This window comes from Pontibacter lucknowensis (assembly GCF_900156415.1).
In the GTDB taxonomy this organism is placed as follows: domain Bacteria; phylum Bacteroidota; class Bacteroidia; order Cytophagales; family Hymenobacteraceae; genus Pontibacter; species Pontibacter lucknowensis.
This window is the reverse complement of record NZ_FTNM01000001.1, coordinates 640164-655010: the sequence shown is the minus strand read 5'-3', so window position 1 is coordinate 655010 and position 14847 is coordinate 640164. Positions and strand designations below refer to the sequence as shown.

Annotated in this window: 12 protein-coding genes; 7 read left to right on the top strand and 5 right to left on the bottom strand. The window is 49.0% G+C overall.

The window, feature by feature from the left end; translation table 11 throughout:
- Positions 1-378 precede the first annotated feature (378 nt).
- Positions 379-3522, top strand: a complete 3144-nt coding sequence (locus BW972_RS02905; RefSeq protein ID WP_076420940.1) for a SusC/RagA family TonB-linked outer membrane protein — start codon at positions 379-381, stop codon at positions 3520-3522.
- 22 nt (positions 3523-3544) lie between these two features.
- Entirely contained in the window at positions 3545-5044 is a 1500-nt protein-coding gene (locus tag BW972_RS02900; RefSeq protein WP_076420938.1) for a RagB/SusD family nutrient uptake outer membrane protein, read from the top strand.
- Positions 5045-5177: 133 nt separating this feature from the next.
- On the opposite strand, the gene BW972_RS02895 is transcribed toward BW972_RS02900, so the two are convergent.
- Positions 5178-5960, bottom strand: a complete 783-nt coding sequence (locus BW972_RS02895; protein WP_234986273.1) for a phosphatase PAP2 family protein — start codon at positions 5958-5960, stop codon at positions 5178-5180.
- Positions 5961-6306: 346 nt separating this feature from the next.
- On the opposite strand from BW972_RS02895, the gene metK reads away from it, so the two are divergent.
- Complete coding sequence (gene metK, locus BW972_RS02890; RefSeq protein ID WP_076420935.1) at positions 6307-7611, top strand: methionine adenosyltransferase; 1305 nt, start codon at positions 6307-6309, stop codon at positions 7609-7611.
- Positions 7612-7704: 93 nt separating this feature from the next.
- On the opposite strand, the gene hpf is transcribed toward metK, so the two are convergent.
- From hpf to BW972_RS02870, 4 genes are all read right to left on the bottom strand, one after another.
- Entirely contained in the window at positions 7705-8007 is a 303-nt protein-coding gene (gene hpf, locus BW972_RS02885; protein WP_007653503.1) for a ribosome hibernation-promoting factor, HPF/YfiA family, read from the bottom strand.
- 25 nt (positions 8008-8032) lie between these two features.
- The gene (locus BW972_RS02880) at positions 8033-8911 is read right to left on the bottom strand and encodes a tyrosine-type recombinase/integrase (RefSeq protein ID WP_007653501.1); all 879 of its coding nucleotides are present in this window, start codon (positions 8909-8911) and stop codon (positions 8033-8035) included.
- A 70-nt stretch (positions 8912-8981) separates the two neighbouring features.
- Complete coding sequence (gene rpsU, locus BW972_RS02875; RefSeq protein WP_007653500.1) at positions 8982-9176, bottom strand: 30S ribosomal protein S21; 195 nt, start codon at positions 9174-9176, stop codon at positions 8982-8984.
- Between the two features lie 163 nt (positions 9177-9339).
- Positions 9340-10479, bottom strand: coding sequence for an acyl-CoA dehydrogenase family protein (locus tag BW972_RS02870; protein ID WP_007653499.1), 1140 nt, complete (start codon positions 10477-10479; stop codon positions 9340-9342).
- A 327-nt stretch (positions 10480-10806) separates the two neighbouring features.
- On the opposite strand from BW972_RS02870, the gene BW972_RS02865 reads away from it, so the two are divergent.
- From BW972_RS02865 to BW972_RS02850, 4 genes are all read left to right on the top strand, one after another.
- Positions 10807-11553 (top strand): tyrosine-protein phosphatase, encoded by a 747-nt coding sequence (locus tag BW972_RS02865; RefSeq protein WP_076420933.1) that lies wholly within the window; start codon positions 10807-10809, stop codon positions 11551-11553.
- A gap of 22 nt (positions 11554-11575) precedes the next feature.
- Positions 11576-12586: an NAD-dependent epimerase/dehydratase family protein gene (locus BW972_RS02860; protein ID WP_143731819.1), complete on the top strand. Its 1011-nt coding sequence runs from the start codon at positions 11576-11578 to the stop codon at positions 12584-12586.
- Positions 12587-12656: 70 nt separating this feature from the next.
- Positions 12657-14054 carry a tetratricopeptide repeat protein gene (locus BW972_RS02855; protein ID WP_076420932.1) on the top strand — a complete coding sequence of 466 codons (1398 nt, stop codon included), beginning with the start codon at positions 12657-12659 and terminating at the stop codon, positions 14052-14054.
- The gene (locus BW972_RS02850; protein ID WP_007653495.1) at positions 14054-14842 is read left to right on the top strand and encodes a phosphosulfolactate synthase; all 789 of its coding nucleotides are present in this window, start codon (positions 14054-14056) and stop codon (positions 14840-14842) included. Before BW972_RS02855 ends, BW972_RS02850 begins: the two co-directional genes overlap by 1 nt.
- The last annotated feature ends 5 nt before the right edge of the window (positions 14843-14847 follow it).

Here is a 14847-nt window from a genome sequence, read left to right as displayed (position 1 = left end):
CATCCCAAACAGGCAGTAAAGAATTGCGGAGGTAAGAAATATCCAATTGACTTTTGGGCTAATTGTAGGTATACAATAGGTTTTCGGCCGTTTTTTCAATTTAAAGGTGAAGGTAAAAGTGCAGGTAGTTCTTGCTTAAATGTAAAAAGGTGAATTTGAGTTAGAAAATTTATATTTAAACAATACGTGTATAGGGTTTCTATATATTATTTAATATTAGGTGATTACATTATTTGTGGATGAGTTAATCTGGTAAAAAAGTTGTTTGATGTAGATAGAGGCATGTTTTTTTGGATGTCAGTTTACATTAACTGTTTGATGTTGTAACTTTAGGTATTTAATCAAACACAATTTTACCAATTTACCTAATCTTACTTTATGAGAAAAGTTCTATTTATGGGCTTGGTGATGTTGTTCGCCCTGGTGAGCCAGGCGTGGGCGCAAAGCCGAACCATCTCAGGTCGGGTAACCGATGCTGGGACAGGACAACCACTACCAGGTGTAGGTGTGGCAGTGAAAGGTACTACCGTAGGAACGTACACAGGAGTTGAAGGTGACTTCACCGTGAACGTGAGCGGAGACGATGCTACCCTGATAGTTTCCTACTTGGGTTATGTTAAGCAGGAAATTAGCACAACTGGTCGCACTACAATCAATGTACAGCTACAGGAAGACAGCAAAACACTGTCGGAAGTAATGGTAGTTGCTTACGGTACTGCGGATCAGAAATCATTTACAGGTTCCGCTTCCGCTATCAAGTCAGAATCGATTGAGAAACTGCAGGTGAATGACGTGACCAAAGCGCTGGGTGGTTTAACCCCAGGTGTACAGGTTGTGCAGAACAGCGGTCAGCCGGGTTCTACCGGTCAGATCCGTATCCGTGGTATCGGTTCAGTTGCCTCTTCTTCTACTCCACTTTACGTAGTGGATGGCGCGCCTTACTCTGGTGACCTGAATGCCATTAACCCGAACGACATCGAGTCGATGACAGTGCTGAAAGATGCGAGTGCTGCTGCTCTTTACGGTTCACGAGCAGCCAACGGTGTAGTGGTGATCACTACAAAAGGCGGCAATGCTCCGAAGAAGCCAACCATCACTTTTGGTGCCACCTATGGTATCTCTGACTTCGCTGTAAAAGATTATGAAACAGTTAATCCGGGGCAGTTCTACGAATTGACATGGGAAGCGCTTCGTAACGATGCAAAGTCAAACAAAACCCTGTGGGAAGGCAAGTTTGCCTCTCCTGAAGAGTATGCTTCAAAGAACGTTGTAAGCCAGATTGCAGGCGGATCAGCTAACGGCCAGCAGTACAACCCTTACAACGATGCAGAGCCAATAGGCCTTGACGGCAGACTGAAAGCCGGACTTACGCCAGCCTGGGAAGATGACTGGAGAGATGCCCTTTACAGAAAGGCTACCCGTCAGGAGTACGATTTCGGTATCCAGGGTGGTAGCGACAAAACCAATTACTACTTCTCCGGTAACTACCTGAATCAGGAAGGTGCTTTCATTACTTCAGGCTTTAAGCGTTACACTTCACGTCTGCGCGTAAGTTCACAGGTTACCGACAAGATCAAGTTTGGCGTAAATGCCCTGATCGCTAATACAGACCAGAATGCCCCTACTTCAAGCGGTACCTCTTTCAGAAACGTGGTATCATGGGGTAGAAACATCGGATCTGTATACCCAATCTATAGAAGAAGAAGTGCTGATGGTACATTTATCGACAACCCATCTGAGTTCGACTTTAACGCAACCCGTCCTTACGGTGGCAACAGCAACCCGGTAGGTACAACAGAACTGGACATGCTGAAGCGCAATGTACTTACCTGGAGCCTGAATACCTTCGGTGAAGTTACACTTCCGCTTGACCTGAAATACAAAACTACTTTTGCACTAACAGGCGACAACACCAAGGACTTCACATTCTACAACCCGAACTTTGGTGACGGTGCAGGTGTGGGTGGTCGTGGTACGCAGTGGAGAAGCTCTTTCGTAGAGTACACCATCAACCACATCCTGAGCTACAGCAAGGCAATTGGTCAGCACCAGATCGACGCTTTGGGTGGTTTTGAGGCATTCAATTACAAGTACGACTACATGTATGGTCAGAAAACCAACTTCCTGGCGCTGCCTGGCTATACTGAGTTGGACAATGCTTCGACTATCACTGATTTGAGCAGCCAGTCTGACAGACGCTCACTGATGAGCTACCTGGGTCAGGTGAACTACAACTTCATGGACAAGTACTACCTGTCTGGCTCTTTCCGTCGTGACGGTTCTTCCCGTTTCCATGCAGACAACCGTTGGGGTAACTTCTTCTCTATCGGTGGTTCATACAGAATCACACAGGAAGATTTCATGAGCGCACTGCCATGGGTGAACGATGCGAAGCTACGTGCCAGCTACGGTACTTCCGGTAACGAAGGACTGTTGACTTCTGGTGGCGGTGTTGACTACTACGCTTACAGAGGCCTATATACCTCAGGCTATAGCGACCTGGGTGCTCCTGGTATCATCCTTGACAAACTGGAGAACCGTGTGCTTTCATGGGAAAAGCAGGCTGCCTTTAACGTAGGTATAGATGCGACAATCTTCGACAGACTGGATGTTTCCTTCGACTACTACAGCAGAACTTCCAAGGACCTGTTGTTCAATAAGCCGCTGTCTCCTTCTACCGGTTTCACGTCAGTGTTTGACAACCTGGGAGCCATGCGAAACAGAGGTGTGGAACTGAATGTGGACGCCAGAATTATCGAAGGCGATGACTTCAAATGGTCTGCTAACCTGAACGCTGCACACAACAGAAACGAGCTGACAGAACTGCCACAGGAAACTATCCTGATGGGTACAAAGCAGTTGAAAGTAGGCCGTTCTATCTACGACTTCTTTATCCAGGATTTCGCTGGAGTTGATCCAAGCACTGGTCTGAGCCTGTGGTACAAAGATGTAAAAGATGCTGAAGGTAATGTAGTTGATAAAGTGACTACATCTAACTACAACGAAGCAAGCCGTTACTATGTAGGCACAGCGCTGCCAGATCTGACAGGTGGTGTGACGAACAACTTCGCTTACAGAAACTTCGACCTGAGCGTGTTCTTCACTTACAGCGTTGGTGGTGAGATACTGAACACGGACTACAGCAACCTGATGCACGGTGGTGACAGACGCGGAACCAACTGGCATGCAGACATCCTGAACAGATGGACTCCTGAGAACACCAACACAGATGTGCCAAGAATGGGAACTTCTCAGAACCTGAACACGAACGCTAACTCATCCAGATTCCTGGTAGATGCTTCGTACCTGCGTCTGCGTAACGTGACGCTGGGCTATACGCTGCCTCAGAACCTGCAGGATAAAGTTGGCCTGAAGAATGCCAGAATCTTTGTACAGGGCGACAACCTGTGGACGTTGTTCAATACGCCAGGCCTGGATCCAGAACAAAGTATCGATGGTATCACAAACAGCCGCTTCCCAACACAGAAAACTGTATCGGTAGGTGTGCGTGCAACTCTGTAAGAACTTATTTTAGTAGAGAAAAATGAAGATTAAGAATATAAAGTTTGTTGCAGCTATACTTGGAGCCACACTGAGTTTAACTGCATGCGAGAAAGATTTCCTGGAGGCTGTGCCTTCTAACAGTGTGCCTGCAGAACAGGTGAACACTACGAAAGAAGGTATGGAGGCTGCGCTGACAGGTATCATCCGTTTGATGCGCCAGGCGCCGGTAAACCAGGGAGCCGTGAGCCACGACAGCTACGGTGTGCCGTCGCTGATGCTGACCTTCGATGTGATGGGACAGGACGTAATGGCCAATACCAACTGGTATGTATACCAGTATGAGCTTGACAACAAGCTGGTTACTTACCGTGGTACCCGTATTCTTTGGGGCCACTCCTACAATCTGATTACGAACGCGAACAGCATCATTGCCAACGCTAAAAACCTGGGTGATGCCACTGAGCAGGAGAAAGCAGGATTCGAGGCAGAGGCAAAAGTGATCAGAGCATTTTCGTACTTCAACCTGGCGCGTGTGTATCAGCACACTTACCTGAAGGATAAAAATGCACCGGCTGTTCCACTGATGCTGGAGCCTACCACGCCATCAACTCAAGGTAAGGAAAGAGCAACGCTCGAGCAGGTATACAGCCAGATAGTGACTGACCTGACTGAAGCTGAGCAAGCGCTGACCAACGCAAGACCAAGCAAGAGCCGCATCAACAAGAATGTGGCGCAGGGTATGCTGGCCAGGGTATATCTGGAGATGGGGCAGTGGGACAAAGCAGCTGAGTTTGCCCGTAAGGCACGCACTGGTTATCCGCTGATGACGCCTACTGAATACCAGGCTGGTTTCAATAACTATGGCAATGCAGAGTGGATCTGGGGCTTACCGCAGTCTGCTGACCAGAACAACGCCTATGCATCATTCTATTCTTTCATCGATGGCCGTTATAAGGTGCTGGAAGACGGAAGCCGTGAGTACGTTCGCAGAGGGTATAACAACTTCCGTGCAAACGACAGATTCGTAGAGCTGTTTGATGAGAATGACGCACGCCGCGAATTCCAGGAAGATACAGAAGCCTTTACGCTTAACAGCAAAGGTGAGAAAATCTGGAGCTACGACCGCTTTACAATCACGAAGTTCAAAGACCTGGCTAACCTGGGTGGGCACATTCCATTGATGCGTTCTGCAGAGATGCTTTTGATCGAAGCAGAGGCGCAGGCAAGACTGAACAATCCGGTGGAAGCGCAGTTGCTACTCCTTGAGCTGCGTCAGCAGCGTTACGAGGCAGGTACAGTTGTGCTGCCTACGCTGGCTATCGGTGATGCGCTCCTGGAAGAGATCTTTGTAGAGAGAAGAAAAGAGTTGTATGGCGAAGGCTTTGGCTTGTTTGATATCAAGCGTCTTCAGAAGCCATTGGTGCGAGAAGGTAACCACACGGCTATGCTTGGTGTAACTCCTGCCAACTCTGATCTGTTTATCCACCAGCTTCCGCAAGGCGAGATGGATGCGAACCCTAATGCTGAGCAGAACCCATAGTTCCCGCTTTTGATCAAAGGAAAGGCTGCCCCAAGTGGGGCAGCCTTTTTTTATTGCTCAGCAGCTTGCATAAGCTGGTAGCCTGCTGCAGTGGCCTAATACCGGGTCTTGAACAGAATCTTTATGGCACAGTTTAAAAGGTATAGCTCAGGTTGGCGCCCTGCGAGGCAGTACCGGCAAAGGTCGGAATTATGGTTGGGCTGAGTGAAAAACCGCTGGTATTAGACTTCTTGTGCAGTTGTGGTACCACCACACCAACAGCGGCTCCCACAGCGTAACCCAGCAGGTTGTCACTCAGAAAGTGCTTACCGGCTCGCAGGCGCAGGTAGCCTACTGCGGCAGGCACAGTGGCTGCACCGAGCCATACGTACGTACGGGCCGGGGAGTCTGGGTTGAAATCATGGAATACCTTGGCAAAGAAAAAGGATGCCGCCGCCGCCGCAGTGGTATGGCCGGCATAAAAGGAGTTGCGGGCGTTCGCGCGCATTTTCTCTCCCATCTCTACATCCGGACTATACACCAGGGGGCGTGTACGGGGGGCAAAGGCACTTGTCATGGTAAAGATCGCACCTGTTACAGCCATAGTCTGCACATAGAGTCCAAACACCTGACCGGCATTGCTGCGTACATCGTCATCAAAAGCCAGGAAAAAAGGAAGCGCAAATGAGCCATAGAATGGGATATCACTTATTTTCTTTGCCTGCTCTGAATCATAGCCAACTGAAAAGCGGTCGAAGCTGTTCACCTGGTTTCTGTTCAGGTTAGCGATTTGTTGCTCTGTCAGTCCTTCCTTGTCCTGCATGCGGGTGAGGCCGTAATAGCTGAGGCCCATACCGGCAGCGGTTATAGGGGCGTCTATTGTAAATTTGGTTTTATAAGGAGAGTTATTTTGAGCCAGGCTGACGTGTGCTGTCATGGCCAGGCACCATATCATTATAATATACTTTTTCATCGTTGAGTCTTAAATGTGCAATTTTAATGATTGAAACGAGGCTATATATAAAAGGTTTTCTATAGCTATTTTTAAGCTGCTGTGCCTTGTGGCTATATTTTACTTTCTTGCAGACACTGTGATAGATAAAATACTTTTTATGTGTTAGATACAATTTCTAAAGAAGAATGTTTCGCAGCTCCGTTAGATTCCAAATGCAAGTATATCTTGTGTAAATGATCGTTTTTATTGTGGCGGAATTGGCGTAGCTTTGCAATCGCTGTCGTTACCGGCAGTTGGTTTATACTTTGTACCTAAACCCACTATTGAAATGCCATATTTATTCACCTCCGAGTCTGTATCAGAAGGACACCCGGATAAAGTAGCGGATCAGATTTCTGATGCCCTCCTAGATGAATTTTTGAAGCAGGATCCACAGTCTAAAGTGGCTTGCGAGACGCTGGTAACGACAGGCCTTGTTGTGCTGAGCGGCGAAGTAAAAACAGAAGCATACGTAGATGTGCAGAAGGTTGCCCGTAATGTGATTAAGCGAATCGGCTATACCAAATCAGAATATATGTTCGATGCCGACGCCTGTGGTGTTATTTCGGCTATACACGAACAGTCTCCGGATATCAACCAGGGAGTGGAGCGCACAAACCCAGAGGATCAGGGTGCAGGTGACCAGGGGATGATGTTCGGTTATGCCACAAGCGAAACGGACAACTACATGCCTTTGGCGCTGAGCATATCACACCTGCTGCTGCAGGAGTTGTCTGCTATTCGCAAAGAAGGTAAGGAGATGACATACCTGCGGCCGGATGCCAAGTCGCAGGTGACTATCCGTTACAGTGACAACCACTTGCCTGAGAAGATCGATACGATCGTGATTTCAACGCAGCACGATGAATTTGTGCTTCCGGAAACAGACAGCAATGAAGCCAAGCTGGCTGCTGAAAAGCAGATGGTAGCTCAGATTAAGGCTGATGTAGACAGCATTCTGATTCCGCGCGTACTGAAGCAATTGCCAGAACGCATTCAGAAGCTGTTCAACAACGAGATCACCTACCACATCAACCCAACCGGCAAGTTTGTGATCGGCGGCCCGCACGGCGACACTGGTTTGACTGGCCGTAAGATCATCGTTGACACCTACGGTGGCAAAGGTGCACACGGTGGTGGTGCTTTCTCTGGCAAGGATTCTTCTAAGGTAGACCGTTCTGCGGCCTATGCGGCACGCCATATCGCCAAAAACCTGGTGGCTGCGGGTGTAGCGGATCAGGCCCTGGTGCAGGTAGCTTACGCTATCGGCGTTGCCAAGCCGGTTGGTCTGTATGTAACTACTTATGGCTCTACCAAAGTAAAAGACGCCAGCGGTAATGTGATGAGCGACGGAGAGATTGCTGAAAAGGTGAACAAACTGTTCGATATGCGCCCTTACGCGATTATACAACGCTTCGGTTTGCAGAACCCAATCTTCTCTGAGACGGCCGCCTATGGCCATATGGGTAGAACACCGGGTAAGAAAACGGTAGAGGTTTTAGTGAACGGCCAGAAGGAAGTAAAAGAGTTTGACACATTCACGTGGGAAAAACTCGATTATGTAGATAAGATCAAAGGAGAGTTCGGTTTATAACCAGCCTTACCCTAATAAAGCAAAAGGCCTGCTGAGCGATCAGCAGGCCTTTTGCTTTATACCTGTGGTAGGTATAGCGGTTATCAGAATGGCTTAATGATGTGCCATTTGCTTCTCCTTGAATTTTTTCAGTTGTCTGCGCATTGCCTCAACAGCTGCATCGGCGGCTGCTTCAAAAGATGAGGCATCTTCTTTTGAGAATAGGGTGGAGCCGGGTACGAATAACTTGATCTCTACTGTTTTATTGTTTGTTCCGTCGTTGTTGTTATGTTTAAGAAACACCTCGCCTTCTACAATGCGGTCGTAGAATGTTTCCAGTTTGTCTACTTTCTGCTGGATGAAATCGGTCAGCTGTCTGTCAGCCTCGAAGTGGATTGAATGCATCTGTAGCTTCATAATCGTAACATTTTATGGTTAAACTTTATGCTTTTGGATGAGCCTTCTCGAAAATCGATTTCAGCTTCTCTATCGAATTGTGTGTGTATACCTGCGTAGCGGCCAGGCTGGCGTGTCCCAGCAGGTCTTTGATGGCATTCAGGTCTGCGCCATTGTTTAGCAGGTGAGTAGCGAAGGAGTGTCGCAGCACATGCGGGCTGTTATGTTCGGAGGTGGTGACCAAGCTGATGTACTTTTTAGCGACACGATAAACGAACTTCGGATACAGTGGACGTTCTTTATTAGTAACGAGCAGCCTTTCCGAATTGTTATTGCCAAACAGGCTTTTCTTGTGCTCTAAATACTGCCTGATGGCGGCCACCAAGGTATCGTTCAAAGGAATGATGCGCACCTTGTTTCCCTTGCCCAGGACACGTACTGTTTTGGCGTGCAGGTCTACGTCTTCATGGCCTATACCTATAAGTTCAGCGAGTCGCATACCAGTGCCATACAGGAACTCCAGTATCAGGCGGTCACGCTGTCCTTCAAAAGTGTCTTCAAAGGTAAAGCTGTCCAGAAAGTGGTTAAAGGGCTCCTCCGGTACAAAGGCAGGCAGCTTCTTCGAAACTTTAGGGGCTTTGATGCGCAGCATCGGGTTGGCGCTGATGCGCTGCTGACCTAACAGGAATTTATAGTAGGAGCGGAGGCAGGCAATTTTGCGGTTGACGGAACGGGCCTCCAGGTTTTTGTGCACGAGCGTGAGTATCCAGGACCGTATGATGGTATGGTCTGCCTCGGCGGGATCAGTAATCTGGTAGGTGTCCTGCAGGTACTGCGCGAACTGCCCCAGATCAGTGTGATAAGAAGTAAGGGTGTGCGGACTGTACCGCTTTTCGTACTCGAGGTACTTAAAAAATAATTCCATACCTTGGTATAACAGATGTGTCTGTCATTTATACCAAGGTATGGAAAAATAAAATATCTTTAAAGAAAGACTAGTAGTTTTCGTTAGCGAAAAGCTGCTGCTTGTACTTCGCTCTTTCTTTTTGCTTTCTCTTAGAAACAGATGGTTTTTCGAAGAACGTTCTCGCTCTCAGTTCTTTCAGAACACCAGTTCTCTCGAATTTCTTCTTGAATCTCTTCAAGGCACGGTCCACAGACTCGTTATCTTTTACGTTTACAATAATCATATTTTTGCTCGCTTCTTCTGATATTTAGGGTTGCAAATTTAATCAATGTTTATCTTAAAAATCAATAGGTTGAGCAAAATATTTACGCAACCCACTGAAAAAAAGGTGCCTGCACAGCCAAAACAGCCTGCAGGCACTATTTTGCGTGGGCAAAGATAGCCTTTTATTTCAGGATAGCTCTGGAGATAACAAGCTTTTGAATCTCGCTGGTTCCCTCACCGATGGTGCAAAGCTTGGCATCGCGGTAGTACTTCTCTGCCGGGTAGTCTTTCGTGAAGCCATAGCCGCCAAAGATCTGCACGCCTTCATTTGCCACTCTTACCGATACCTCAGAGGCGTATAGTTTTGCCATGGCAGACTCCTTGTTCACGTTCAGGCCGCGGTTTTTCATGTCGGCTGCCTGGTAAGTGAGGAGAGCCGCTGCTTCAATCTCGGTAGCCATGTCAGCCAGCTTGAAAGCGATGCCCTGGAAGCTGGAAATTGACTTGTTGAACTGCTGACGTTCCTGTGAGTAAGCCAGTGCTGCCTCAAAAGCACCCTGCGCTATACCTAGCGAAAGCGCTGCAATCGAGATGCGGCCACCGTCCAATACTTTCATCGCCTGAATGAAGCCTTCTCCCACGTTGCCCAGAATCTGGTCTTTATGCACACGGCAGTCTTCGAAGATCAGCTCTGTGGTCTCAGAGGCGCGCATACCCAGTTTGTCTTCTTTGCGACCAGCGCTAAAGCCCGGCGTGCCTTTCTCAATGATAAAAGCAGTCATGCCATGGGAGTCACCTACTTCGCCTGTACGCACAATCACAACAGCTACATTACCAGTTTTGCCGTGCGTGATGAAGTTTTTCGCACCGTTGATTACATAGTAGTCGCCGTCCTGTACTGCTACGGTGCGCATGTTGCCAGCGTCAGAACCGGTATTAGGCTCTGTCAGGCCCCAGGCGCCGATCCACTCAGCAGTGGCTAATTTGGGGAGGTATTGCTTTTTCTGGGCTTCGTTACCGAACTGCAGAATATGGCCGGTGCAAAGCGAGTTGTGCGCCGCCATGGACAGGCCGATAGAACCGTCAATTTTAGAAAGCTCCGCAATAGCGGTCACATATTCCAGGTAGCCAAAGCCGGAGCCACCGTATTCGGTTGGAACCAGCACGCCCATCAGGCCCAGTTCACCCAGCTGCTTGAACACCTCCACCGGGAACTCCTGACTCTCGTCCCATTCCATCATTTTCGGTTTGATGTTTTTGGCGCCGAAGTCACGGATCATGTCGGCAATCATGCGCTGGTTTTCTGTATAGTTAAATTCCATTTAAGTTTTTTGTATTAAAGTCGCGTGTATTAAACTGAAATTTGAATAAAGGGTTTACAAAACTAAACAAATAAGCCTGATTGGCAAATTCGGGGTTTTAGTTTGAATTAACCGATGTCAGAACAGAGGTTGTGTCTTTAGCCTGGAGCAACTCAAGTAGCGTAAGCCCATCAGGATTTTGTGCGTTAAGCGTGATCTTCTTTTAATAAACCCAAACGCGCTGCGTTTATTTTGATAGCGTATAATATTTGCGTTATTTTGATGTTGCGTTGCCGTGTTTGGCAACGTTTGTGTTTTGTGCCGTGTACATACGGTTGAATTGAGCAAATGATAAAGTTTTTCCAGAATCTGTTTGGCAAGGAAGAAGTACAGGTTGAGTCGCTGGGTGTGCTCGGCGTGGACATGCACTCCCATATACTGCCAGGTATAGACGACGGCGCCGCCACGGTGGAGCAGTCGCTGGAGCTGGTGCGCGGCATGCAGGAGCTAGGCTACCGCAAGCTGATCATGACGCCCCATATCATGAGCGATTTCTACCGCAACACGCCCGAGATCATACGCACACAGCTGAAAGTGCTGCAGGATGCCGTAACGGCCGAAGGCATTGAGATGGAACTGGCCTGCGCCGCCGAGCACTACCTAGACGAGGCGCTGCTGCAGAAGTTGGAGGACAACGAGGAGCTGCTCACGTTTGGCGACAATTACCTGCTGTTCGAGACCTCTTTCCTGAACGAGCCGCTCAACCTGCGCGAGGCCATCTTCCGGATGCAGTCACTGGGTTATAAACCGGTGTTGGCCCACCCCGAGCGCTATACCTATTTTTATGGCAAGTTCGACGACCTGGTACGACTGCGTGAACAGGGTGTGCTGTTGCAGCCGAACCTGAATTCCCTCACCGGCTATTACTCGCCGGGTGCCAAAATAGTCATTGAAAAACTTATTGATGCCGGCCTGGTTGACTTTCTGGGTTCTGATGCGCATAGCCCGAAGCACGTTGCCAACCTGCAAAAAGTGCTTTGCTCAAAGTACCTAGTGAAAGCCCTGGAGCTTCCGCTACTCAACAGTAAATTATAATCCCTTAACTTCCCCTATACCCATGTCGATGGTTTTCGTGACAGGCGGCAGTGGCCTGATTGGCAGCTATCTTATACCGGCACTCGTTGCGCAGGGCCACCGTGTGCGTGCGCTGTACAGGGGGCAGGTGCCGGCTGTCGCGCAGGCCGACCAGGTAGATTGGGTGGAGGGCGATATACTGGATATTGCCTTGCTCCGGAAAGCATTGAAAGGAGTAAGCTACGTGTTTCATAGCGCCGGATTAGTGTCTTACGCCCCACAGGATGCCGAGCTGTTGCAACAGGTGAATGTGGAAGGTACCGCTAACATAGTAGATGCCTGTCTGGATGCAGAGGAGGAGATCAAGCTATGCCATGTGAGCTCGATCGCGGCTATTGGCCGCAGCAAGGAAACGACCCTGCTGAATGAAACCAGTAAGTGGGATGCCGGTGAGAAGCAATCAGCTTACGCCGAGTCGAAGCACTATGGCGAGCTGGAAGTATGGCGAGGTATAGCGGAAGGTCTGCAGGCCGTGATCGTGAACCCCTCCGTCGTACTGGGGCCAGCCGACTGGAACCGCAGTAGCACCCGCCTCTTCAAGTATGTATACCAGCAGCGACCTTTCTATACCCCGGGCAGCGCCAACTTTGTGGATGTGCGCGATGTGGTGGAAGCTATGATGCGGCTGACATTCTCGGATGTTTCCGGCGAACGGTTTATACTGAATACAGGACAGCTCACTTACAAAGAGTTCTTTGCGGAGGCTGCACGATGTTTCGGCAAAAAAGCCCCCTCCATGAGAGTTTCTCCGGCGCTGGCCGAAGTGGTGTGGCGGCTGGAACATGTCCGTGCCTGGCTTACAGGAGGCCGGCCACTGATCACCAAAGACACGGCACGCGTAACTGCTAAGAGCCACCTGTTTGACAATCAGAAAGTTCGGAAAACAACGGGTATGGAATTCAGGCCACTGAGCGAATCCATCGCCTGGACGTGCCAGGTTTTGCTGCAAATAGCACAGAATCAGAGAGGTCCGGAACTGACCCGCGCAAACTAAACTATTTGCAGTTTATAAATGTAGTTAAAAGACAAGAGCTGCCTTTTTAGCAGTTTGTGGGATATAGGAGATGAAAGAGAATTTTGACGAGCACAGCGAGGATTCTGAACTGATTATTCGGTTCGAGCAGATGCTGGGGACTAACGAGACCGTTTTTTTTGACCTGACCGATTTTGAATATATCATAGACCACTATACCGCCAACTTTGATTATAAGAAAGCGCTGCTGGCCTGTGATTCTGCTATAGCACAATATCCTTTTTCGACCGGGCTTCAAATAGACAAGGCGCAATTGCTGGCAATGTCCGGCAACTTCGATGACGCCATGGTGCTCATCGACCAGGTAGCCGAGGTGGAGCCGCAGAACCCTGACGTGCTCCTGACCCGGGGCATCATATTCACGCAGCGCGGCGAGTACCGCGATGCCGTAGACCATTTCAAAAAAGCGCTGGCCTTTGCTGAGGACCGCGACGATATATACTTCAATATTGGCCTGACCTATCAGAGTTGGGGCAAGTTCAGCTCGGCTGTTAAGTACTATAAAAAGTGCATTGAGCTGAACGTGGAAAATGAGGCCGCCATGCAGGAGATCATCTACTGCATGGAGATTACAGGAACCATGCGCGAAGAACTTCCATTCTTCCAGGCCTTTATCGATAAAGACCCCTACTCGTATGTGGCCTGGTTCAACCTGGGCAATGTGTACAACAAGCTGGGGTCTTACGAAAAAGCCATTGCCGCCTACGATTATGCCACCATCATCAAGCCTGACTTCATTACGGCTTACAACAACATGGCCAATGCCTATGTGTTTATAGGCGAGTATACCAAAGCCATTGAGGCCTTTAATGGGATGCTGGAGCATGGGTCGCCTTCGGCGGAGGTGTTCTGCAACATAGGTGAGTGCTACGAGAAGATGCAGCAGTGGGACCTGTCGCGCCGTTACTACCAGAAAGCCATCGATCTGGATCCGGAAATGGACGAAGCCTGGTTTGGGATAGGCGTAGTGCTGGACGCGCAGGGAAAGTGGTACGAATCGGTGCACTTCTTTAAGAAGGCTGTCACGCTTTATGACGACAGTGTGGACTACTGGGTAGCCTTGGCCTCAGCAGAATATCATGTAGGTCATGTGGTATCGGCACTGGAGAGTTATGCCCGCGCAGCCGAAATCCAACCCGAGGATAAAGACATTTACCTCAACTGGTCAATCATCCTCTATGAGCAGGGAAACTTTGAGGAGGCGACCGAAATTATTCTGAATGCGATAGAATTGCAGCCTGACGAGGCTGAGCTGTATTATAGGGCTTGCGCCTATATGCTTTCGGCAGGAAAATACCGCGAAGCATACAATTATTTGGAAAATGCGTTAATTTTGGACTTCGATAAACATAAGCTGTTGTTTGAGTTCTTCCCTGAGCTGGAGTCGCAGCGCGCATTATCCCGATTAATTGACCAATACCGCAAGTAATGAACAGCAACTATATTTTAAATGGCCTGCCAGAGCGTGAAGTGAAACCCCGTGACCGTGGTTTCACCATGGCAATGGACAAAGGCCTGAGTATACGTGAAGTAGAGGATTTCCTGGAAGTAGCAGGGGAGTACGTAGACATTGTAAAACTGGGCTGGGCCACTTCGTATGTGGTGCCTAACCTGCAGAAGAAACTTGACGTGTACCGCGCAGCCGGTATACCTGTATACTTTGGCGGCACTTTGTTCGAGGCTTTTATCGCCCGCAATCAGTTCGATGATTATCGTCGCGTGCTGGATAAGTACAACATGACTTTCGCCGAAGTATCCGATGGCTCAATTGAAATGAACCACGAGAAGAAGTGTGGTTACATCCAGACCCTGGCAGAGCAGGTAACTGTCTTGTCAGAGGTTGGCTCCAAGGACGCTGAGAAGATCATTCCTCCTTATATGTGGATCAGACTGATGAAAGCCGAACTGGAGGCTGGTGCCTGGAAAGTAATTGGTGAGGCCCGTGAGGGTGGTAACGTAGGTTTGTTCCGCTCTACAGGCGAGGTGCGCAGCGGTCTGGTAGAAGAGATTCTGACGCAGGTCCCGTTTGAGAAAATTCTGTGGGAGGCCCCGCAGAAAGCACAGCAGGTGTGGTTCATCAAGCTGCTGGGTGCCAACGTGAACCTGGGGAACATTGCACCAAATGAGGTAATTCCGCTTGAGACGATCCGTCTGGGATTGCGTGGTGATACGTTCAACCACTTCATCAACAACGGACAGCCAATCATAGACGCTTAATACAT